The sequence below is a fragment of the Staphylococcus lloydii genome, assembly GCF_015775975.1.
In the GTDB taxonomy this organism is placed as follows: Bacteria; Bacillota; Bacilli; order Staphylococcales; family Staphylococcaceae; genus Staphylococcus; species Staphylococcus lloydii.
Map to the genome: position 1 here is coordinate 1,280,498 of NZ_CP064056.1, position 22,008 is coordinate 1,302,505.

The window sequence follows — 22,008 nt, forward strand, 5'->3', positions numbered from 1 at the left end:
ATGAAAGTAGATTTAAATTGTGATTTAGGTGAATCATTTGGTAATTACAAGATAGGTAATGATGAAAACATCATACCAGTAATTACTTCGGCGAATATTGCTTGTGGATTCCATGCAGGTGATGCTCAAGTCATGAAAAATACAGTTAAGTTGGCACAAGAAAATAATATTGGTATTGGCGCTCATCCTGGCCTGCCTGATTTACAAGGTTTTGGTAGACGTAATATGGATTTATCACCACAAGAAATTTATGATATTGTTGTATATCAACTCGGTGCAATCAATGGTTTTTGTGCGATTCATAATGCAAAATTAAATCATGTTAAACCTCATGGCGCGCTTTATCAAATGGGCGCAAGAGATGAAGAAATTGCACATGCGATTGCACAAGCAGTCCATGACTTTGACCCTTCTTTAATATTTGTTGGTTTATCAAACACATTATTAATTTCTAAAGCGCAAGAAATTGGATTACAAACTGCATCTGAAGTTTTTGCGGATAGACGTTATGAAGCAAATGGCCAATTAGTGAGCAGAAAAGAATCTGATGCTTTAATTACTGATACAGAAGAAGCTATTAGTCAAGTTGTTTCAATGGTTAAAAATCAGCAAGTAACCGCAAAAAATGGTGAAAAAATTTCAATACAAGCTGATACTATTTGTGTGCATGGTGATGGGGCGCATGCTTTTGAATTTGTATCACAAATAAGAGAAAGATTATCGAAAGAAGGTATTTCTATTTCGACATTAGGAGGATAAAACAATGGGGAAGAAATTAGCAAAAAAAGACGGCGATTTTCAGTTCACAAAAAGCCATAAACGGCTATTATTAGGATCAGTATTTTTAATGGCTACTTCAGCGATAGGGCCAGCGTTTCTAACACAAACGGCTGTATTCACAGCACAATTTGCTGCAAGTTTTGCTTTTGCAATACTCTTATCAATACTTATTGATATCGGTGCTCAAATTAATATTTGGCGTGTATTAGTTGTTACTGGTAAAAGAGGTCAAGAAGTAGCAAATGATATTGTTAAAGGCTTGGGTACTTTTATTTCGATATTAATTGCAATAGGTGGACTCGCTTTTAACATTGGTAATATCGCAGGTGCTGGATTGGGTTTAAATGCAATATTCGGTCTAGACGTCAAATGGGGCGCAGCTATTACGGCTGTACTATCAATCGCTATATTCATAAGTAAAAGTGGTCAAAAGATTATGGATGTCGTTTCTATGGTCTTAGGTGCTCTAATGATCGTTGTTGTTGCCTTTGTCATGTTTAAAGCAAATCCTCCATATGGAGACGCATTAAAGCATGTGGTGATGCCAGAACATCCAATCGCGTTAGTGTTACCAATTATTACATTAGTGGGTGGAACTGTCGGCGGTTACATCACATTTGCCGGCGCCCATAGAATATTAGATTCAGGTATTCAAGGGAAATCCTTTTTACCTTTCGTAAATAAAGCTGCCATTGCAGGTATTTTAACAACTGGCGTTTTGCGTACATTATTATTCCTTGGTGTTCTAGGTGTCGTAGTTACAGGTGCCACATTAAGTTCTGACAACCCTCCTGCATCGGTGTTCGAACACGTTTTGGGACCTATAGGGAAAAATATTTTTGGTGTAGTTTTATTTGCTGCTGCTATGTCATCAGTAATTGGATCAGCATACACAAGTTCAACATTCTTAAAAACGTTGCATAAATCATTATTTAATAAAGCTAATTTAATGGTTATTGCATTTATAGTAGTATCTACCATCATATTCTTATTTGTTGGAAAACCAGTCTCGTTATTAATTATTGCGGGCGCATTGAACGGCTTAATTTTGCCAATCACTTTAGGTACTATTTTAATTGCTAGTAAACGTAAGTCTATCGTTGGTGACTATAAACATCCAAATTGGATGTTATGGTTCGGTATTATAGCGGTAATTGTAACGATTGTTACAGGTATTTTCTCACTGCAAAGTTTAGGTAGTTTATTTGGTTCATAAGTTAAATTGCATATAACAGTCATTGTTAATAGGAGTGGAATCATTTCATCAAATGGTTGCACTCCTATTTTTTGTTCGTAATGAATTTATGTGAATATGTACTTGCAAAGCGTACCATATAATAATTGTTGCCAATTAACCGATATAAATTTATAATTATTTAGTTCTATAATCGAGCTATGTTGTTAAATATGATAAAATGGCAAAGGCTATGAAATTACATCGAGGTGAACTATAATGATAGGTATAATAGGAGCAATGGAAGAAGAAGTTGCAATATTAAAAGATAAATTAACTAACTTAGAAGAAGTGACGATAGCACATGTTAAGTTTTATAAAGGAAATTTAAATGATACACCTGTCGTCTTAACTCAAAGTGGTATTGGCAAAGTAAATGTAGCGATGTCAACGACGCTATTAATTGAACATTTCCGACCATCTAAAATAATAAATACTGGCTCAGCGGGAGCTTTAGATGAAGAACTTAAAGTCGGTGACGTCGTCGTTAGCGAAGCTTTGGCATATCATGATGCAGATGCAACTGCATTTGGCTATCAATATGGGCAAATACCACAAATGCCTGCCGTTTTTGAGGCAGACAAAACATTATTAACACAATCAATCGAAGCAATTAAAGCGACTCATTTGCCAGCCAAAACGGGTCTTATTGTGAGTGGTGATAGTTTTATTGGCTCTAATGAGCAACGTATGCAAATCAAACAAAATTTTAATAATGCATTAGCTGTAGAGATGGAAGCAACGGCAATTGCTCAAACGTGTTATCAATTTAATGTACCTTTCGTTGTGACTAGAGCAATTTCTGATTTAGCAAATGGAGAAGCAGAAATGAGTTTTGATGAATTTTTAAAAACTGCTGCACGTTCTTCAAGTAAAATAGTTGAAAGATTAATTAAAACAATTTAAAAAGGTGATTATCAAAAATGGGAATTTTTAAGAAATATTTTATGCCAAATGAATATGTGCAATCTATATTTCAAATAGATATAGAAAAACTTGCTGCTTCTGGTGTTAAAGGCATTATTACTGATTTAGATAATACTTTAGTTGGTTGGGATGTTGACGCACCGACAGAAGAAGTTAGAGCATGGTTTAAAAAAGCCAACGAATTAGGCATTACAATTACTATAGTGTCTAACAACAACGAACAACGCGTGGGTAGTTTTTCACAATCACTAGATGTAGATTTTATTTTTAAAGCGCGCAAACCAATGGGTAAAGCATTTATAAAAGCGACAAATCATATGCAATTACAACCTGAAGAAATCGTAGTAATAGGCGATCAAATGCTTACTGATGTATTCGGTGGCAAAAGAAGAGGACTATTTACTATTATGGTAGTACCAGTAAAACAAACTGATGGATTTATTACTAAATTTAATAGAATAATTGAACGTAGATTACTTCAACACTTTAGAAAAAAAGGCTATATCACATGGGAGGAAAATTGATTGTCAGAAACTGAAGAACTAAAATGTATCGGTTGCGGTGCAACATTGCAATCAGAAGATCCAAATGCGGCAGGTTATGTGCCAGAACATAATTTATTTAGAGAAGACGTTGTTTGTAAAAGATGCTTTAGACTCAAAAATTATAATGAAGTGCAAGATGTAGGAATGAACAGCGAAGACTTTTTAGATTTATTAAATGGTTTAGCTGATAAAAAAGGTATCGTTGTCAATGTAGTCGATATTTTTGATTTTGAAGGTTCATTTATTAATGCCTTAAAACGTATCGTTGGTAATAAGAAAGTTATATTAGCTGCTAATAAGTTGGATTTATTGCCAAAACAAATTAATAAAAGAAGAGTTAAAGAATGGCTGAAAAAAACTGCAAGAAAATACGGTTTAGAAGCAGAAGAAGTAACTCTAATTTCTGCAGATAAAGGTTGGGGCATAGAAGAATTAATGTCGACAATTGAGCAAAAACGTAATCAGCAAGATGTTTACATTGTAGGGACAACTAACGTCGGAAAATCTACGCTTATTAACAAATTAATAGAACAAAGTGTAGGAGAGAAAGATATTGTTACAACTTCTCGTTTCCCAGGGACAACGTTAGATATGATTGATATTCCTTTAGATGAAACAACATTTATGTACGATACACCAGGTATTATACAAGAACATCAAATGACCCATTATGTTAGTGATAAAGAACTCAAAACGATTATGCCTAAAAATGAAATTAAACAACGTGTTTACCAACTGAATGAAGGGCAAACTTTATTCTTTGGCGGTTTAGCACGTATTGATTACGTAAGTGGTGGTAAAAGACCGCTCGTTTGTTACTTTTCAAATGATCTAAATATTCATAGAACCAAAACCGAAAATGCCAATGATTTATGGCGCAAACAACTTGGCGCAGTATTATCACCACCAAAAGATAGTCAAAATTTTGATTTGGCGAATATAAAAGCTGTTAGATTAGAAACTGGTAAAGAAAAACGAGATGTTATGATTTCCGGCCTTGGTTTTATTACAATAGAGGCAGGCGCAAAAGTTATCGTTAGAGTACCGAAAAATGTAGATGTAGTGTTAAGGAATTCAATTATGTAAGGTGTGTTAAGTATGAAATATGCAGTAATAGGTAGCCCAATAGATCATTCACTATCTCCAGTAATGCATAATGCCAATTTTAAAGCGCTTGGATTAGAACACGACTATGAGGCCCTAAATGTTGATCCCAGTAATTTTGATTCAATAAAAGAAATCATTAATGAGAAAAACCTCTCAGGTTTTAATGTGACAATTCCACATAAAGAGCATATTATACCTTTTCTCGATGACATAGATGAACAATCAAAAACAGTCGGTGCGGTAAATACAGTTTTAATTAGCGATAATAAGTGGATTGGTTATAACACGGATGGTATTGGTTATGTCGAAGGATTAAAGACAGTATATCCTGACCTAGCAAATGCATATATTTTAATATTAGGTGCAGGTGGTGCAAGTAAAGGTATTACTAATGAATTGATGAAACATGTTAATCCTAAAATTACAGTAGCCAATCGAACACTAAGTAGATTTGATAACTGGCAAATGGATATTAATAAAATCGGTTTAGAAGAAGCTGAAAAAGCATTATCTGAATTTGATATCATAATTAATACAACACCTGTAGGTATGAATAACAATAAAGATTTAGTAATAAATTTGGATAATTTAGCACCACATACATTAGTGAGTGATATCGTTTATATTCCATTTAAAACACCCATTTTAAAAGCAGCCGAAGGAAAAGGAAATCCTATACAAAACGGCTTAGACATGTTCGTGAATCAAGGAGCGGAAAGCTTTAAAATCTGGACAGATTTAACACCAAATTATGAAGTAATGAAGGATACGGTTTTAAACCATTTATAAAGGAGATATTATATGTTAACGGGTAAACAAAAGAGATTTTTAAGAAGTAAGGCGCATAATGTAGATCCAACTTTCCAAATTGGTAAAGCTGGCGTTAATGACAATATGGTCGACCAATTAGTAGATATTTTAGAAAACAGAGAATTAATTAAAATTCACGTATTACAAAATAATTTTGAAGACAAAAATGATTTAGCGCAAGAAGTAAGTCAAAAAACGAATAGCGAAATCGTACAAGTTATCGGGTCAATGATTGTTCTTTACAAAGAATCACAAGATAATAAAACAATAGAATTACCATAATGACTCATTCTATTGTTATTTATGGTGGCCAATTTAACCCGATACACACTGCACATTTGCTAGTCGCAAGTGAAGTGTATAACTTATTAACACCAAACAAATTTTATTTTATGCCAAGCCATATGTCACCACTAAAATCACATGAAGATTATCTTGATGCACGTTATAGAGTTAAAATGATTGAAAAATCAATTGAAGAACTTGGTTTTGGTGAACTTTGCTTAGATGAAATCGAAAGAGAAGGCCAAAGTTATACGTATGATACTATCATTCGTATTGTTAATAACAATCCAAATAGTAAAATTTACGTCGTTATCGGCACCGACCAGTATGAACAATTAGATAAATGGTACAAAATTGATGAACTAATGCAATATATTACATTTGTCATTGTGAATAGATATAAGAAAACACAAGAGGTAGAAGATAATATGATAGCCATTAATATCCCACGCATGGATATTAGTTCTACAATGATTAGAGACCGTGTTAAAAATAAACAATCTATTCAAATTCTTGTCCCTCAAAGTGTTGAACAATATATTAGAGAGGAACGATTGTATGAAAATTGATAATGCTGTTGAGTTAGTTAAAGAAAAGTTACCTGAAAAACGTTTTATACACTCAATGAACGTGGCTAAAACTGCTGTTAAGCTTGCAGAAATATACGATGGTGATGCGCAGAAAGCTGAAATTGCTGGTGTTTTACACGACTATTGTAAATATGATGATTTAGGTACAATGTATCAAATCGTTACTCAAAATGGCTTAGACAGCGATTTATTAAGTTACGGTTCGGAAATATTACACGGGCCAGTAGCGGCTGTTATCATGAATAAAGAGTATGGTATCAACGATGAGGAAGTGTTATTAGCCATCAAAAACCATACTACGGGCCGTGCGCAAATGACTAAAACCGAAAAACTTGTTTTTATTGCGGATTATATAGAACCAGGTCGACAAACCCCTGGCGTTGAAGAAATAAGAGATTTAGCATACAATCAAGGTAGTTTAGATAAAACAATTTATGAAATATCTAAACGCACAGTACTACATTTAATTAGTAAAGATATAAACGTGTATGATGCAACAATTGCTTGCTTAAATTATTACAATTACAGTGATGAAAGAATAAAGGATGATTAAATGAATTCAGATCAATTATTAAAATTAGCTATTCAAGCTGCGGAAGATAAAAAAGCAGAAGATATTATTTCAATTGATATGCAAGGAATCAGTGATATGACTGATTATTTCGTCGTTTGTCATGGAAATAATGATCGTCAAGTTCAGGCTATAGCCAAAGCAGTAAAAGACGCTGCACATGAAGCTGAAATTGAAGTTAAACGTATGGAAGGATATAACGAAGCGCGTTGGGTATTAATAGATTTAGCAAACGTCGTTATCCATGTTTTCCATAAAGACGAACGCGATTATTATAATATTGAAAAATTATATCAAGACGCACCAATCGAAACTTATAGACAGGCAGTTTATTAATTATGTCACAATATGAAGGTTTAAGTTTATTTTATGACCAATTAACTTTTGACCAACCTTATGAGTCTTGGTTGAAAATAGTTGAACAATATGCGCCACAACACCATTCTTTATTAGATATTGGCTGTGGTACAGGAAACTTAACTACTTTATTGACGCAGTTTGATAATGTAACAGGCATGGATTTAAGTGTGGATATGTTAGCTTTAGCAGCCAATAAGGCACATCATATTAATTGGGTTGAAGGAGATATGACTGATTTCACACTAAATTCAAAATTTGATGTGATTACAATTTTTTGTGATTCATTAAATTATTTAGCTGATTTAGATGATGTTAAGGCAACATTCTCAAATGTTTATCAACATTTAGAAGATAACGGTGTATTAATGTTTGATGTGCATACGACAAATAAATTCGACACATTATTTAATAATCAAAGTTATATCGACGAAACTGATGAAGTATTTTTAGGTTGGGATGCTATTAGAGGCGAAGAACCTTATAGTGTGTGGCACGAAATGTCTTTCTTTATGAAACAACCTAATGACTTGTATCAAAGATTCGATGAAAGCCATTACCAAAGAACATTTACCGAAGAAACTTATAAAAAAGCGTTAACAGATATTGGTTTTACTAATATTACTACTTTTGTTGATTTCGATACTTCGAACCATGATGAAAATGGAAATAGATTATTTTTCATAGTAAATAAATAGAGTAACTACACTTCTTTACACGTGTCTATCTGTAAAGGAGTGATTTTTTTATGTCTTATTGGTTAGCACAACTAAGGTCATTAATATTAAAGAAGCGAAATTTAATCCTCATATCTTTCTTTGTAGGTATGGCAATCGTGATATTAGCTTTCTCAAGCTTTGGAAAAACTGATTCATCTCATTTTTCTAAAGTAGAGATGGGGCATCAGAGTGATAATGTTAAAGATCATACATTTAGTTCCGCGAAAGTTAATACTAAAATCAAACAGCCCGATAATATATATGTAGATATTAAAGGCGCAGTTAAATATCCAAATGTTTATCAAATGAAATCAACCGATAGGGTAAAACAACTTTTAGAGAAAGCTCAACCAACTGATGATGCTGAATTATCTACAGTTAACCTTGCCGAGAAATTATTAGATCAAAAATTAGTGATAATACCTAACAAAAATGATAAAGTAAATGCATTAAATACTAATTTAACTTCTGCTCATCAAATGCCAAATAAAATCTCGAAATCACCAGTTAATTTAAATACAGCCACCGTTGATGAACTAAAAACAATCAATGGTATCGGTGAATCTAAAGCACAAGCTATTATTAACTATAGAGAACAACATGGCTCGTTTGATAGTATTGAAAAACTAAAAGAAGTCAAAGGTATAGGTACTAAAACGTTTGAAAAATTACAGGCAGAATTCACAATATAAAGACGCTGTATTAAAATTTTATTATTAGTTATTAAATGTAAATGGAGGCTTCAAAATGGATAGAATTAAATGGGATGAATACTTTATGGCTCAAAGCCAACTATTAGCATTACGTTCAACTTGTGAACGATTATCGGTAGGGGCTACAATTGTAAAAGACAATAGAATAATCGCAGGTGGTTATAATGGCTCTGTTACTGGAGAAGTACATTGTATAGATGAAGGCTGTTTAGTTGAAGATGGACATTGTATTAGAACAATTCATGCAGAGATGAATGCCCTTTTACAATGTGCTAAACAGGGTGTTTCTACAGAAGGCGCAACTATTTATGTTACGCATTTCCCTTGCTTAAACTGCACTAAATCTATTATTCAAGCAGGTATTACAACAATTTACTACGCCGAAGATTATCATAACCATGAATATGCATTAAAATTATTAAATCAACAAAATATTGAATATAAAAAAATTCCATTTAACCCCGAACACGTGGCTCAATATTTATTAAATAAATAGCACATGTTTTATGTTGCTTTAGCATTTTTGGTTGGCTTACTGTGGTTACATAATCAACTATTAGCAATATCTCTAATTGTAATTATTATGTTTAGCATGTACAGAAAAAAATGTAGTTGGTTAATGATAATCATCGTAATCATCACACCAATAATAAGTTTTACCATTTTTGAAAAGCATCTTGCACAAACATTACAAAAGCGTACTTATATATTACAACATCCAAATATAAACGAATATGTAACGTTTCTCGCTGTTCGCCAATCCAACGATAATAACATTACCGGTATTATCCAAATTGATAATGAAAAATATAGATTTTATTACTTTAGTAAAGAACCATTGAACATAGACGCAATTAGTAATCATCTTTGTCCTGTTAATGGTTCTTTTAAGACTATGAGTTCATCTATATTTCGGCCTTTAACAGTCACTATCAAGCATATCGATAGTAACGACTGTCAGCGTACGCACCAAACGATTTTAACTATATTTACAAATCATAAATATCATTTATACGATAAAATTAAAAATTCAGGCCTTCAACAGTACGACAAGATAATTGCCTTATTATTTGGAGACGTTAGTTTCTTACCTAAAAATCTATTAGATGATGTTAAAGATATAGGAATTTATCATTTAATGGCGGTGAGTGGCTCACATATTATAGCAATCGTATCAATGGTTTATTTTATTTGTATTAGATTGGGTCTGCCAATTCCAATCATAAAGTTAATTATTTGTACTATTCTTCCTATTTACGCATGTTATACAGACTTCGCTCCAAGTGCACTTAGAGCTATTGCAACGGTACTTACAGTCACCTTATTACCTCGCTTTTTATTATATAGAGCACTGGATGTGTTAGGTAGCACATTTATCTTAATCTCTACAATAAATCCTCAATTTGTCTATGATATTGGCTTCCAATTTTCTTTCCTAATAACACTTTTTATCTTACTATCCACGCCATTATTAATTCAGCATAATAAAGTGATTGCGCTGCTATTGTTAAATGTTATAACATTTTTAGGCAGTTTCATGATTAGTAGTGTGCACTTTAATCAAATTCAATGGATTGGTCTCATTTCAAATAGTCTTTTTATCCCGTTATATACTTTTATATTTTTTCCTTTAGCAATATTTTACTTATTTTACGTTCACTTACCAATACATTCTCAATGGGTACCATTAATAGTCGATAATTTATTTTTATTTCATGATAATTTGGTTAAAGATTTTATGATATTTAAGAAACTTCGTTGGTTTGTTCCTGAATTAAATCATTTTGAAGTAGCACTGTTCTTACTAATTATATTTATAATTTTAAGGGCATTTGTTTTGAAGAAAGTTGTACAAACAGTGGTATTGTTTACCTTATTTTCTTTAGCTATTACTTATCTAACTAGAGATTACACCACTCAACTTACTATGTTTGATGTTGGACATGGAGATGCATTCTTACTTAAAACAACAAAAAATAGGACTGTGATGATAGATACAGGGGGCAAATCTAAAAATAATAAAACACAATATAATGGGACTTTATCAAAATATAAGATTTTACCTACGCTAAAGAAAAAAGGTATTAAAAAAATAGATTATCTTATTATTACACATCCTCATAACGATCACATGGGCGAATTAGAATTTTTATGCCGAGACATAGTATTTACCAATGTCGTTATTAATAAACAATCATTTACAAAGCAACAACAAGCATATATAAATACGTTAGCCGCAATTCACCATTTTAAGGTCATTGATTTTCTATCAATAAACAAAATCTATATAGATCAACTTTTTATAGAACTCTTAGACGCTACAATTCCGCATGCAGATGATCAAAATAAGCAGTCTATTATTACTTTAATAAAATATAAAGGCTATAAATTACTATTTATGGGAGATGCGACCACCGATAACGAGCAGTTATTGTTGTCTAAATATGACCTTTCAAATATTGATATTCTAAAAATAGGGCACCATGGTAGTAAAACGAGTAGCAGTGAATCATTTATAAAAATCACTCAACCACGAATTAGTTTAATATCCAACGGTCAACATAACAGATTCCAGTTACCAGACATTCAAGTATTAAACAATTTAAAAATAGTTAATTCAACAGTTTATGACACTGCACAACATGGCCAAGTTACAATTACTTTAAATAAAGAATTAGCAATAAGCACTGAAAAATAATGAAACTTTCTAGAGTGTAGCACTGACAAATGATATAATTAGTAGTGTTTTTAGACGTGAAAGGATGCTATTTTAATGAGCGAGAATATTATTACTATATATGGTGAAGCACCTGAACTTATAGAGAAAAAAAGTAATGAAATTATAGCTAAATATCTAAATGAACCCAAAGATGACTTCAATTTTATCAAGTTTAATTTATATGAAACTGATATAGCACCAATAATTGAAGAATCATTAACAATGCCATTATTTTCTGATAAAAAAGTAGTATTAGTACAAAATGCGTATGTTTTTACAGGTGAAAAACCACCTAAAGATATTAATCATAATGTGGATCAATTACTTGAATTTATTAATAAATATGATGGAGAGAGCCTAGTTATTTTTGAAGTTTATCAATCTAAACTTGATGAACGTAAAAAATTAGTTAAACAGCTTAAAGCAAACACCAAACTTATAAAAATTGAACAAATGTCGGAAGAAGATATTAAAAATTGGATTAAACAATACCTTCATGAAGAATATAAAGATATTAAACAGGATGCATTAAATTTATTTATCGAACTGACAGGTGTAAATTTTAATGTAGTAAAACAAGAATTAGGCAAGCTCATATTATTTTTAGGGGATAGACCGACGATAAATAGACAAGACATTTCTCAAATCGTCAATAGAAGTTTAGAGCAAAATGTGTTCTTGTTAACAGAGTATATTCAAAAAAATCAAAAAGAAAAAGCTGTTCAATTGGTTAAAGATTTAATAGTTATGAAGGAAGAACCAATTAAATTACTAGCTTTAATTACGAGCAATTACAGACTATATTATCAAAGTAAAATATTGAGCCAAAAAGGGTACAGTGGTCAACAGATAGCTAAAACAATAAATGTACACCCATATCGAGTTAAATTAGCGCTGAACCATGCTCGCCAATATAATATCGATGATTTATTAAATATTATTGATAGTTGTGCTGAAACGGATTACAAATTAAAGTCTTCTTATATGGATAAAGAACTCATATTAGAATTATTTATCTTATCACTTTAATAAAAAAGGGTATAAAAAAAGTTCAAGCATGTGCTTGAACTTTTGATTATTTAGCAGCTGTCATTAATGATGATTTAATGCGATCAGCTTTGTTTGAGTGGATTAAGTTGCGTTGCGCAGCTTTATCTACTTTTTTAATTGCGAAGTTTACTAATTCTGATTTGTTATCAGCATTAGCTTCAATTGCTGATTTTGCTCTTTTAACTGCTGTACGCATTTCTGATTTTTGAGTCACGTTTTGTGTTTCAGCAGATTGTGTTGTTTTAACACGTTTAACTGCAGATTTAATGTTTGGCATGAGTGTCACCTCCTAAAAGTGAGCTTAGCTATCAAATTTTATTTGATTACAACAAAAAATATTTTATCAAATCAGTAACCTTTGTGCAATCATTTATTTAATGATAGCGACTTTATTTTTGATTTAAAAATAATAATTGGAAACTATGACAAATATCTTTATAATGGATATGTTACATATAATATCATTATAAATACAAGTTTTTCAATGAGGTTTGCATTTATAATGTAAAAACGTTATTCTGACAAAGATGTCTTACATAATATACGGGTTAGAATTATGAAAGTGAGAATGATAATACATGGATAAACAAGAAAGATTCAATAGACGAAAAAATATTAGAAACTTTTCTATTATCGCACATATCGACCATGGGAAATCTACATTAGCAGATAGAATTCTTGAAAATACAAAATCTGTAGAAACAAGAGATATGCAAAATCAGTTATTAGATTCAATGGACTTAGAAAGAGAACGCGGTATAACGATTAAATTAAATGCTGTACGTTTAAAATATGATGCTAAAGATGGGGAAACATATACATTTCATTTGATTGATACGCCAGGACATGTCGATTTTACATATGAAGTATCTAGATCATTAGCCGCATGTGAAGGTGCAATACTTGTTGTAGATGCAGCACAAGGTATTGAGGCGCAAACGTTAGCTAATGTTTATTTAGCTCTAGATAATGACTTAGAGTTGTTACCAGTAGTAAATAAAATAGACTTACCAGCTGCTGAACCAGAAAGAGTAAAACAGGAATTAGAAGATGTTATCGGCATCGACCAAGATGATGTCGTATTAGCGAGTGCTAAATCAAATATAGGTATCGAAGAAATACTAGAGCAAATTGTGGAAACTGTGCCACCTCCAGAAGGTGACCCTGAAGCACCTTTAAAAGCACTTATTTTTGACTCTGAATATGATCCTTATCGAGGCGTCATTTCATCAATTAGAGTCGTTGAAGGTGTCGTCAAAGCAGGAGATCGCATCAAAATGATGGCAACGGGTAAAACTTTCGAAGTTACAGAAGTAGGTATTAACACACCTAAACAATTGCCTATCGACGAATTAACAGTCGGCGATGTGGGTTACATTATAGCGAGTATTAAAAATGTGGATGACTCACGTGTTGGGGATACGATTACTCACGAAAACCGCCCTGCAGAAAAACCATTAAAAGGTTATAAAAAAATGAATCCAATGGTTTATTGTGGATTATTCCCAATAGATAACAAAGATTATAATGATTTAAGAGAAGCGTTAGAAAAGCTGCAATTAAATGATGCGTCATTAGAATTCGAACCGGAATCATCTCAAGCCTTAGGATTTGGGTATAGAACTGGTTTCTTAGGTATGTTACATATGGAGATTATTCAAGAACGTATCGAAAGAGAATTCGGCATTGATTTAATTGCAACTGCACCTTCAGTAATTTACGAATGTGATTTAAAAAATGGTGAATCTGTATCAGTAGATAACCCAGCGCAAATGCCTGAACGTGATCGTATTGAAAAAATCTTTGAACCTTATGTTAAAGCTACGATGATGGTACCAAATGATTATGTGGGTGCTGTAATGGAATTATGTCAACGTAAGCGTGGTAACTTTGTAAATATGGACTATTTAGACGATATTCGCGTTAATATTGTTTATGAAATTCCATTAGCTGAAGTTGTATTCGACTTCTTCGACCAATTAAAATCAAATACTAAAGGGTACGCTTCATTTGATTATGAATTTATCGAAAACCAAGAAAGTGACTTGGTTAAGATGGATATTTTACTAAATGGCGAAAAGGTAGACGCATTAAGTTTTATTGTACATAAAGATTTTGCATATGAACGAGGCAAAGCTTTAGTAGAAAAATTAAAAACATTAATACCACGACAACAATTCGAAGTGCCTGTGCAAGCAGCAATTGGCCAAAAAATTGTTGCACGTACGAATATTAAATCTATGGGTAAAAACGTGTTATCTAAATGTTATGGTGGCGATATTAGCCGTAAACGTAAATTATTAGAAAAACAAAAAGCAGGTAAAGCTAAAATGAAAGCAGTAGGAAATGTTGAAATTCCTCAAGACGCTTTCTTAGCCGTACTCAAAATGGATGAAGAATAAAACAATTATTATTCGACTTAGGTTCCTCTAAGCAATGTGAAAAATGAAGCAAAGGTTCAGTAAATGACTTTGCCCGAATAAAATGAATAGTAATGGCTGACTAAAGTTGAACCGGCGTGTTTTAACTTTAGTCATCTGTGCGGGGGTGGGACTGTTTTCTGTCCCACTCCTTAATTTATGTTAGTGATTATTATGATAGGAGGTGTTCCACATGAAAGTGAAGAGTGCATATATCCATATTCCATTTTGCGTTAAAATTTGTACTTATTGTGACTTTAATAAGTATTTTATTCAAAACCAACCTGTTGATCATTATTTGGATTGTCTGATCAAAGAAATGGAAATGAGCGAAACAAGAGAGTTACAAACGATGTTTGTCGGTGGAGGGACACCTACCGCTTTAGATGTACATCAGTTAGAAAAGTTATTAATAGCTATCAATAACTTATTTACAATTACTGGTGAATATAGTTTTGAAGCTAATCCTGACGAGCTAACCATTGAAAAGTTACAGTTATTAAAACGTTATGGTGTAAATCGTTTATCGATGGGCGTACAAACGTTTAATCCTAAACTGTTAGAGGTATTAGGTAGGAGTCATAAAACTGAAGATATATATTCGGCAGTCGAAAATGCAAGAACTGTGGGCTTTGAATCTATTAGTTTAGATTTAATGTATCAACTACCGCAACAATCATTAGAAGATTTTAAAGAAAGTTTAGATTTAGCATTAGCACTAGATATTGATCATATTTCTAGTTATGGTCTGATTTTAGAACCACAAACTCAATTTTATAATATGTATAGAAAAGGAAAATTGTCTATGCCCAATGAGGATGTTGGTGAAGCAATGTATGAATATTTAATAACAAGAATGCACAGTAGTGAAATGCACCAATATGAATTATCCAATTTTGGTAAAGTTGGTCATGAGTCAGAACATAATAAAGTATATTGGAAGAACGAGGGTTATTATGGCTTTGGTGCTGGCGCAAGTGGCTATGTAGATGGGGAACGTTACACTAATGTTAACCCAGTAAATCACTATATTAAAAAAATCGAAAATAATGAACGCCCAATTTTACATGCCACTCAACCTACTAGAACTGAACAAATGGAAGAGGAAATGTTTTTAGGTTTAAGAATGAATCAAGGCGTTAGCATTTCACGTTTCCATGAGAAGTTCGATATTTCTATAAATGAAATCTTTGGTCAAACACTTTCTGATTTATTAGAAAGAGGATTGATCAAACAAAGCGATGATTATTTTTCATTAACTGAACGTGGGAAAGTCATTGGTAACGAGGTTTTCGAAGCTTTTTTATTAAGCGTGTAAATTTTTAATAATTTTCAATGCTTTAACATTGACTTACTTTGACCAATTTGATAAATTATAATTAGCACTTGAAACAAATGAGTGCTAATGAGGTGAAAACATGATTACTCATAGACAATTGAGCATTTTAAATGCCATTGTTGAAGATTATGTCGATACTGACCAACCAGTCGGTTCAAAGTCTTTGATAGAGCGACATAATTTAAATGTTAGCCCTGCTACTATTAGAAATGAGATGAAACAGTTAGAATCTCTAAACCTAATAGAAAAGACACATACGTCTTCTGGAAGATCACCTTCCGAACTAGGGTTTAGATATTATGTAGATCAATTATTAAATCAAACATCTCATCAACAACAACAAAAATTCCAACGTATTAGAGAAATATTAATTGAACATCAATATAATATTTCGACTGCTTTAGATGCTTTCGCAAATGAATTATCTATCGCTTCACAGTATACTACGTTGGTTATGCGTCCGAATCATAAACAAGATATTATAAGTAATATTCACTTAGTCCGTGCTAATGATTATTTAGTAGTAATGGTTGTTGTGTTTACTTCAGGGCATGTTGAACACTTACATTTAGCTACTCAAAGTCGTTTAGACAATGATGAGTTAAACAAAATTTCAAATTTTGTCACTGCTAAATACAATGAGTTGTCCACATACCACTTCGAAAATGATTTAAATTCATTTACACAGTCTGTGAATGAACGTAAATTTATTCGAGATATGCTAGAGACATTACAATTACATTTTGATAATCAAAGTAATGGCATTTTTATGGGTGGAAAGGTTAAACTAATTGATGCGTTGAATGAAACCAACGTCTCATCAATACAACCTATTTTACAATATATTGAGTCTAATAAAATAAATGACTTACTCAATGAAATGTCAGGTTCGTCCATTAATGTCAAAATAGGACATGAAATTGACGATAGCTTAAGTGATATTTCTATCGTTTCAAGTGATTATCATATTGATGATAGATTAAAAGGTAAGATTGCGGTAATTGGACCTACTGCAATGAACTATCAAAATGTAATACATTTACTAAATAAGATTTGGTAATTAATATTTGTATTGGAGGGCAGGAAATGACTGAGAACAACGAATCAGTAAGCAACAATCAAGAAACAGAAGCAGAGACATCTCAAACGGCTAACCAAAATCATGAAAATGATTCTGCCGCTAGTGTTGCTGAAGAACAAACACAAGATGCGAACGATAACCTGCAAGACAACGAAACAGAAACAACTGAAAATGAAGCAGAACAGGTTGATCCTAAAGACGCAGAAATTGAAAAACTTCAACAAGAAGTTCAGCAAAATGAAGAAAAATATTTACGTTTATATGCAGAATTTGAAAACTATAAACGTCGTATTCAAAAAGAAAATCAAACAATGAAAGAATATCAAGCACAAAGTGTGTTAAATGATATTTTACCAACAATTGATAATATTGAACGTGCTTTACAAATAGATGGGGAAGATGAACAATTTGTTTCACTTAAAAAAGGTGTGCAAATGGTTTATGATAGCCTTTTAAAAGCACTTCAAGACAATGGCCTAGAAAGAATTGAATCAGAAGGTCAACAATTTGATCCAAATTTCCATCAAGCAGTGATGCAAGATAATAATGATGAGTTTGAAACAGGTCAAGTTACTCAAGAATTACAAACAGGATACAAATTAAAAGATCGTGTACTTAGACCTTCAATGGTTAAAGTAAATGAATAAAAATTAATTTCACAATAAACTTATTATATAACTAACAGGAGGAATATTTTTATGAGTAAAGTAATAGGTATTGATTTAGGTACTACAAATTCATGTGTTGCTGTATTAGAAGGTGACGAACCTAAAGTTATTCAAAACCCTGAAGGTGCAAGAACTACACCATCAGTAGTTGCATTCAAAAACGGTGAAACACAAGTTGGTGAAGTTGCTAAAAGACAAGCAATCACTAATGCTAACACTATCCAATCAATTAAACGTCATATGGGTACTGACTATAAAGTTGATATCGAAGGAAAATCTTATACACCTCAAGAAATTTCAGCAATGATTTTACAAAACCTTAAAAAAACAGCTGAAGATTATTTAGGTGACACAGTAGATAAAGCTGTTGTAACTGTTCCAGCTTATTTCAATGATGCTGAACGTCAAGCTACTAAAGACGCTGGTAAAATTGCTGGTTTAGAAGTAGAACGTATCATTAACGAACCAACTGCAGCTGCTTTAGCTTATGGTTTAGACAAAACTGAAAGCGACCAAAAAGTATTAGTATTTGACCTTGGTGGCGGTACTTTTGACGTTTCTATCTTAGAATTAGGTGACGGCGTATTTGAAGTACTATCAACATCAGGTGACAACAAACTAGGTGGGGATGACTTTGACCAAGTTATCATCGATTATCTAGTATCTGAATTCAAAAAAGAAAATGGCGTAGACTTAAGCCAAGACAAAATGGCATTACAACGTCTTAAAGACGCTGCTGAAAAAGCTAAAAAAGACTTATCTGGTGTATCTCAAACACAAATTTCTCTACCATTCATTTCAGCAGGAGAAAGTGGTCCATTACACTTAGAAATTAACTTAACTCGTTCTAAATTTGAAGAGTTAGCTGATAGCTTAATCAGAAGAACTATGGAACCAACTCGTCAAGCTATGAAAGATGCTGGTTTATCTAGCTCTGACATTGATGAAGTAATTCTAGTTGGTGGTTCTACAAGAATCCCTGCAGTTCAAGAAGCTGTTAAAAAAGAAATCAATAAAGACCCACACAAAGGTGTTAACCCAGACGAAGTTGTAGCTATGGGTGCTGCAATCCAAGGTGGCGTAATCACTGGTGATGTTAAAGACGTAGTATTATTAGACGTAACTCCACTTTCATTAGGTATCGAAATCATGGGTGGACGTATGAATACTCTAATTGAAAGAAATACTACTATCCCAACATCTAAATCACAAGTTTACTCTACAGCTGCAGATAACCAACCAGCCGTTGATATTCACGTATTACAAGGTGAACGTCCAATGGCATCAGATAACAAAACATTGGGTAGATTCCAATTAACTGATATTCCACCAGCTCCACGTGGTGTGCCACAAATCGAAGTAACATTCGATATCGATAAAAATGGTATTGTTAACGTTACTGCGAAAGACTTAGGTACTAACAAAGAACAAAATATCACTATCCAATCAAGCAATACTTTATCTGATGATGAAATCGATCGTATGGTTAAAGATGCTGAAGAAAATGCAGAAGCAGACGAAAAACGTCGTGAAGAAAGTGATCTTAGAAACGAAGCTGACAGCTTAGTATTCCAAGTTGAAAAAACAATCACTGACTTAGGCGAAAATGTATCTGAAGAAGATAAATCAAATGCTGAAGAGAAAAAAGAAGCATTAAAATCAGCACTTGAAGGTTCAGACCTTGACGATATTAAAGCTAAAAAAGAAGAATTAGAACAAGTAGTTCAAGACTTATCAGCTAAAGTATATCAACAAGCTCAAGAACAAGCGCAAGCTCAACAAGGTGAACAAGGACAAGCACAAGACGATAACGTTGAAGATGCTGATTTTAAAGAAGTTAACGATGACGACGAACAAAAAAAATAATTTGAATGATGCAGCACGAGTCGTAGTTAATTAAATAAGAAATCCAATTGCTTAGCCAAAATAAGTCAAAGTCAATTGCACATTGGCTTTGACTTTTCTTTTTAATTAGTTGCAATTCAAATAATAACTAGAAGGAGAGATAAACTGTGGCCAAACGAGATTACTATGAGGTCTTAGGTGTAAGCAAAGACGCATCAAAAGACGAAATTAAAAAAGCTTACCGTAAACTTTCTAAAAAATATCATCCGGATATTAATAGCGAAGAAGGTGCAGACGAAAAGTTCAAAGAGATTTCAGAAGCTTATGAAGTACTAGGCGATGAAAATAAAAGAGCTAACTATGATCAATTCGGTCATAGTGGACCACAAGGTGGCTTTGGTGGTCAAGGATTCGGCGGTCAAGACTTTAGTGGTTTCGGCGGTGGCGGATTTGAAGACATCTTTAGTTCATTCTTCGGTGGCGGCCGTCAACGTGACCCTAATGGACCTAGAAAAGGTGACGATTTACAATATACAATGACAGTTACCTTTGATGAAGCTGTATTTGGTACTGAAAAAGAAATTTCTATCAGAAAAGACGTCACTTGTCATACTTGTGATGGTGAAGGTGCTAAACCTGGTTCTAAGAAAAAGACTTGTAACTATTGTAATGGTGCTGGTCATGTTTCAGTTGAACAAAATACCATCTTAGGCAGAGTTAGAACAGAAAAAGTTTGTCCAGTCTGTGATGGTTCAGGACAAGAATTTGAAGAACCTTGTGAAACTTGTCATGGTAAAGGTACAGAAAATAAAACTGTTAAAATTAAAGTTACTGTGCCAGAAGGCGTAGACAATGAACAACAAATTAGATTAGCAGGTGAAGGTACACCAGGCGAAAATGGTGGCCCTCACGGAGATTTATATGTTGTATTCAGAGTTAAACCTTCAGAAAAATTCGAAAGAATGGGCGATGATATTTATTACAGCCTAGATATCACATTCCCACAAGCCGCTTTAGGTGATGAAATCAAAGTACCAACGCTTAAAAGTAGCGTAATGTTAACCGTACCTGCCGGAACGCAAACTGGTAAGCAATTCCGCTTAAAAGATAAAGGTATTAAAAACGTACATGGCTATGGTTACGGCGATTTATTCGTAAATGTAAATGTAGTAACGCCAACTAAAATCAATGATCGACAAAGAGAACTTTTAAGAGAATTTGCCGAGATTAATGGCGAAGAATTATCTGAACAACCATCAAATTTTAGAGACAAAGCTAAACGCTTCTTTAAAGGAGAATAAATTATTATGCAGTGGACCGAAGTTTCCATAACAGTTAATCACGACGTAGCTTCTTTAGTTAGTAACATATTAGAAGATTATGGCTCTAACGGAGTTGTTATTGAAGACTCAAATGATTTGAACCACGATTTCGAAGATAAATTTGGTGAAATTTATGATTTAAGTAAAGATGCATATCCAGATACTGGTGTAAGACTTAAAGCATATTTTAATGAGATAAAATTCACCAATGATTTAAAGTCTAACATTATCGAATCAATCAAGTCGCTTGAATCCTTAAACCATGATGTTTTTGATTATCAAGAAACTAACATTCAAGAACAAGACTGGGAAAATGAATGGAAAAATTATTTTCATCCATTTAGAGCGTCTGAACGATTTACTATTGTTCCAAGTTGGGAAAATTATCAAAAAACAGATTCAGATGAATTATGTATTGAACTAGATCCTGGCATGGCCTTTGGTACGGGCGACCATCCAACTACTAATATGTGTTTAAAAGCTATTGAAAAATACGTCGATGCTAACGACAGTGTCATAGATGTAGGGACTGGGTCAGGTATATTGAGTATCGCTGCACATTTACTAGGTGTAAAACGTATCAAAGCTTTAGATCTCGATGAAATGGCTGTTAAAGTAGCGGTTGATAATTTTAAAAAGAATAACTGTGAAGATTCAATCGAAGCTGTACCTGGTAACTTATTAACTGAGGAAACTGAAAAATTTGATGTGGTTATAGCAAATATTTTAGCTCATATTATTGATGAAATGATTGATGATGCTTATAATACTTTAAATAAAGATGGTTATTTTATTACTTCTGGTATAATAGAAGAAAAGCACGAAGAAATAATCGAACATATGAAGCGTACAGGATTTAAAATCATTTCAGTAAACCACGATAATAGTTGGGTCTGTATTGTGGGACAGAAAGAGAGCGAATAATT

23 protein-coding genes are annotated in these 22,008 nt (G+C 32.8%); 22 read left to right on the top strand and 1 reads right to left on the bottom strand.

Annotation, left to right across the window (positions count from 1 at the left end; translation table 11 throughout):
* From pxpA to holA, 15 genes are all read left to right on the top strand, one after another.
* A complete protein-coding gene (pxpA, locus tag ISP08_RS06230) occupies positions 1-759 on the top strand; it encodes a 5-oxoprolinase subunit PxpA (RefSeq protein WP_195718057.1) in 759 nt (252 codons plus the stop codon).
* A gap of 4 nt (positions 760-763) precedes the next feature.
* A complete protein-coding gene (locus ISP08_RS06235; RefSeq protein ID WP_195718058.1) occupies positions 764-1,996 on the top strand; it encodes an NRAMP family divalent metal transporter in 1,233 nt (410 codons plus the stop codon).
* A 237-nt stretch (positions 1,997-2,233) separates the two neighbouring features.
* Positions 2,234-2,920, top strand: a complete 687-nt coding sequence (locus ISP08_RS06240) for a 5'-methylthioadenosine/adenosylhomocysteine nucleosidase (protein ID WP_195718059.1) — start codon at positions 2,234-2,236, stop codon at positions 2,918-2,920.
* 17 nt (positions 2,921-2,937) lie between these two features.
* Entirely contained in the window at positions 2,938-3,465 is a 528-nt protein-coding gene (locus tag ISP08_RS06245) for a YqeG family HAD IIIA-type phosphatase (protein ID WP_048793543.1), read from the top strand.
* Complete coding sequence (gene yqeH / locus ISP08_RS06250; protein ID WP_195718060.1) at positions 3,466-4,572, top strand: ribosome biogenesis GTPase YqeH; 1,107 nt, start codon at positions 3,466-3,468, stop codon at positions 4,570-4,572.
* Positions 4,573-4,584: 12 nt separating this feature from the next.
* Positions 4,585-5,382 carry a shikimate dehydrogenase gene (gene aroE, locus ISP08_RS06255; RefSeq protein WP_195718061.1) on the top strand — a complete coding sequence of 266 codons (798 nt, stop codon included), beginning with the start codon at positions 4,585-4,587 and terminating at the stop codon, positions 5,380-5,382.
* 12 nt (positions 5,383-5,394) lie between these two features.
* The gene (gene yhbY / locus ISP08_RS06260; protein WP_048793546.1) at positions 5,395-5,685 is read left to right on the top strand and encodes a ribosome assembly RNA-binding protein YhbY; all 291 of its coding nucleotides are present in this window, start codon (positions 5,395-5,397) and stop codon (positions 5,683-5,685) included.
* Entirely contained in the window at positions 5,685-6,257 is a 573-nt protein-coding gene (locus ISP08_RS06265) for a nicotinate-nucleotide adenylyltransferase (protein ID WP_195718062.1), read from the top strand. Before yhbY ends, ISP08_RS06265 begins: the two co-directional genes overlap by 1 nt.
* Positions 6,247-6,831, top strand: coding sequence for a bis(5'-nucleosyl)-tetraphosphatase (symmetrical) YqeK (yqeK, locus tag ISP08_RS06270; RefSeq protein WP_048793548.1), 585 nt, complete (start codon positions 6,247-6,249; stop codon positions 6,829-6,831). The genes ISP08_RS06265 and yqeK overlap by 11 nt, the downstream gene beginning before the upstream one ends.
* On the top strand, positions 6,832-7,185 hold the full coding sequence (gene rsfS, locus ISP08_RS06275) for a ribosome silencing factor (protein WP_048793549.1): 354 nt from the start codon (positions 6,832-6,834) through the stop codon (positions 7,183-7,185). It begins immediately after the preceding gene.
* Positions 7,186-7,187: 2 nt separating this feature from the next.
* On the top strand, positions 7,188-7,904 hold the full coding sequence (locus tag ISP08_RS06280) for a class I SAM-dependent DNA methyltransferase (protein WP_195718063.1): 717 nt from the start codon (positions 7,188-7,190) through the stop codon (positions 7,902-7,904).
* A gap of 50 nt (positions 7,905-7,954) precedes the next feature.
* Entirely contained in the window at positions 7,955-8,617 is a 663-nt protein-coding gene (locus ISP08_RS06285) for a ComEA family DNA-binding protein (RefSeq protein WP_195718064.1), read from the top strand.
* Between the two features lie 55 nt (positions 8,618-8,672).
* Positions 8,673-9,134: a ComE operon protein 2 gene (locus ISP08_RS06290; RefSeq protein WP_195718065.1), complete on the top strand. Its 462-nt coding sequence runs from the start codon at positions 8,673-8,675 to the stop codon at positions 9,132-9,134.
* A 96-nt stretch (positions 9,135-9,230) separates the two neighbouring features.
* Complete coding sequence (locus ISP08_RS06295) at positions 9,231-11,336, top strand: DNA internalization-related competence protein ComEC/Rec2 (RefSeq protein ID WP_196931160.1); 2,106 nt, start codon at positions 9,231-9,233, stop codon at positions 11,334-11,336.
* A gap of 75 nt (positions 11,337-11,411) precedes the next feature.
* On the top strand, positions 11,412-12,386 hold the full coding sequence (gene holA, locus ISP08_RS06300; protein ID WP_195718067.1) for a DNA polymerase III subunit delta: 975 nt from the start codon (positions 11,412-11,414) through the stop codon (positions 12,384-12,386).
* A 46-nt stretch (positions 12,387-12,432) separates the two neighbouring features.
* Here the strand turns inward: holA and rpsT are convergent, their stop codons facing one another.
* Positions 12,433-12,684, bottom strand: coding sequence for a 30S ribosomal protein S20 (rpsT, locus tag ISP08_RS06305; RefSeq protein WP_048793554.1), 252 nt, complete (start codon positions 12,682-12,684; stop codon positions 12,433-12,435).
* 301 nt (positions 12,685-12,985) lie between these two features.
* Between rpsT and lepA the strand changes: the two genes are divergently transcribed.
* From lepA to prmA, 7 genes are all read left to right on the top strand, one after another.
* Positions 12,986-14,809: a translation elongation factor 4 gene (lepA, locus tag ISP08_RS06310; protein ID WP_048793555.1), complete on the top strand. Its 1,824-nt coding sequence runs from the start codon at positions 12,986-12,988 to the stop codon at positions 14,807-14,809.
* 211 nt (positions 14,810-15,020) lie between these two features.
* The gene (gene hemW, locus ISP08_RS06315) at positions 15,021-16,145 is read left to right on the top strand and encodes a radical SAM family heme chaperone HemW (protein ID WP_195718068.1); all 1,125 of its coding nucleotides are present in this window, start codon (positions 15,021-15,023) and stop codon (positions 16,143-16,145) included.
* Between the two features lie 100 nt (positions 16,146-16,245).
* A complete protein-coding gene (gene hrcA / locus ISP08_RS06320; protein ID WP_195718069.1) occupies positions 16,246-17,226 on the top strand; it encodes a heat-inducible transcriptional repressor HrcA in 981 nt (326 codons plus the stop codon).
* A 26-nt stretch (positions 17,227-17,252) separates the two neighbouring features.
* Entirely contained in the window at positions 17,253-17,894 is a 642-nt protein-coding gene (gene grpE / locus ISP08_RS06325; RefSeq protein WP_195718070.1) for a nucleotide exchange factor GrpE, read from the top strand.
* Between the two features lie 51 nt (positions 17,895-17,945).
* The gene (gene dnaK, locus ISP08_RS06330; protein ID WP_048793559.1) at positions 17,946-19,781 is read left to right on the top strand and encodes a molecular chaperone DnaK; all 1,836 of its coding nucleotides are present in this window, start codon (positions 17,946-17,948) and stop codon (positions 19,779-19,781) included.
* Between the two features lie 146 nt (positions 19,782-19,927).
* On the top strand, positions 19,928-21,061 hold the full coding sequence (gene dnaJ, locus ISP08_RS06335; protein ID WP_195718071.1) for a molecular chaperone DnaJ: 1,134 nt from the start codon (positions 19,928-19,930) through the stop codon (positions 21,059-21,061).
* A gap of 6 nt (positions 21,062-21,067) precedes the next feature.
* Positions 21,068-22,006: a 50S ribosomal protein L11 methyltransferase gene (gene prmA, locus ISP08_RS06340; RefSeq protein WP_195718072.1), complete on the top strand. Its 939-nt coding sequence runs from the start codon at positions 21,068-21,070 to the stop codon at positions 22,004-22,006.
* Positions 22,007-22,008 lie beyond the last annotated feature (2 nt).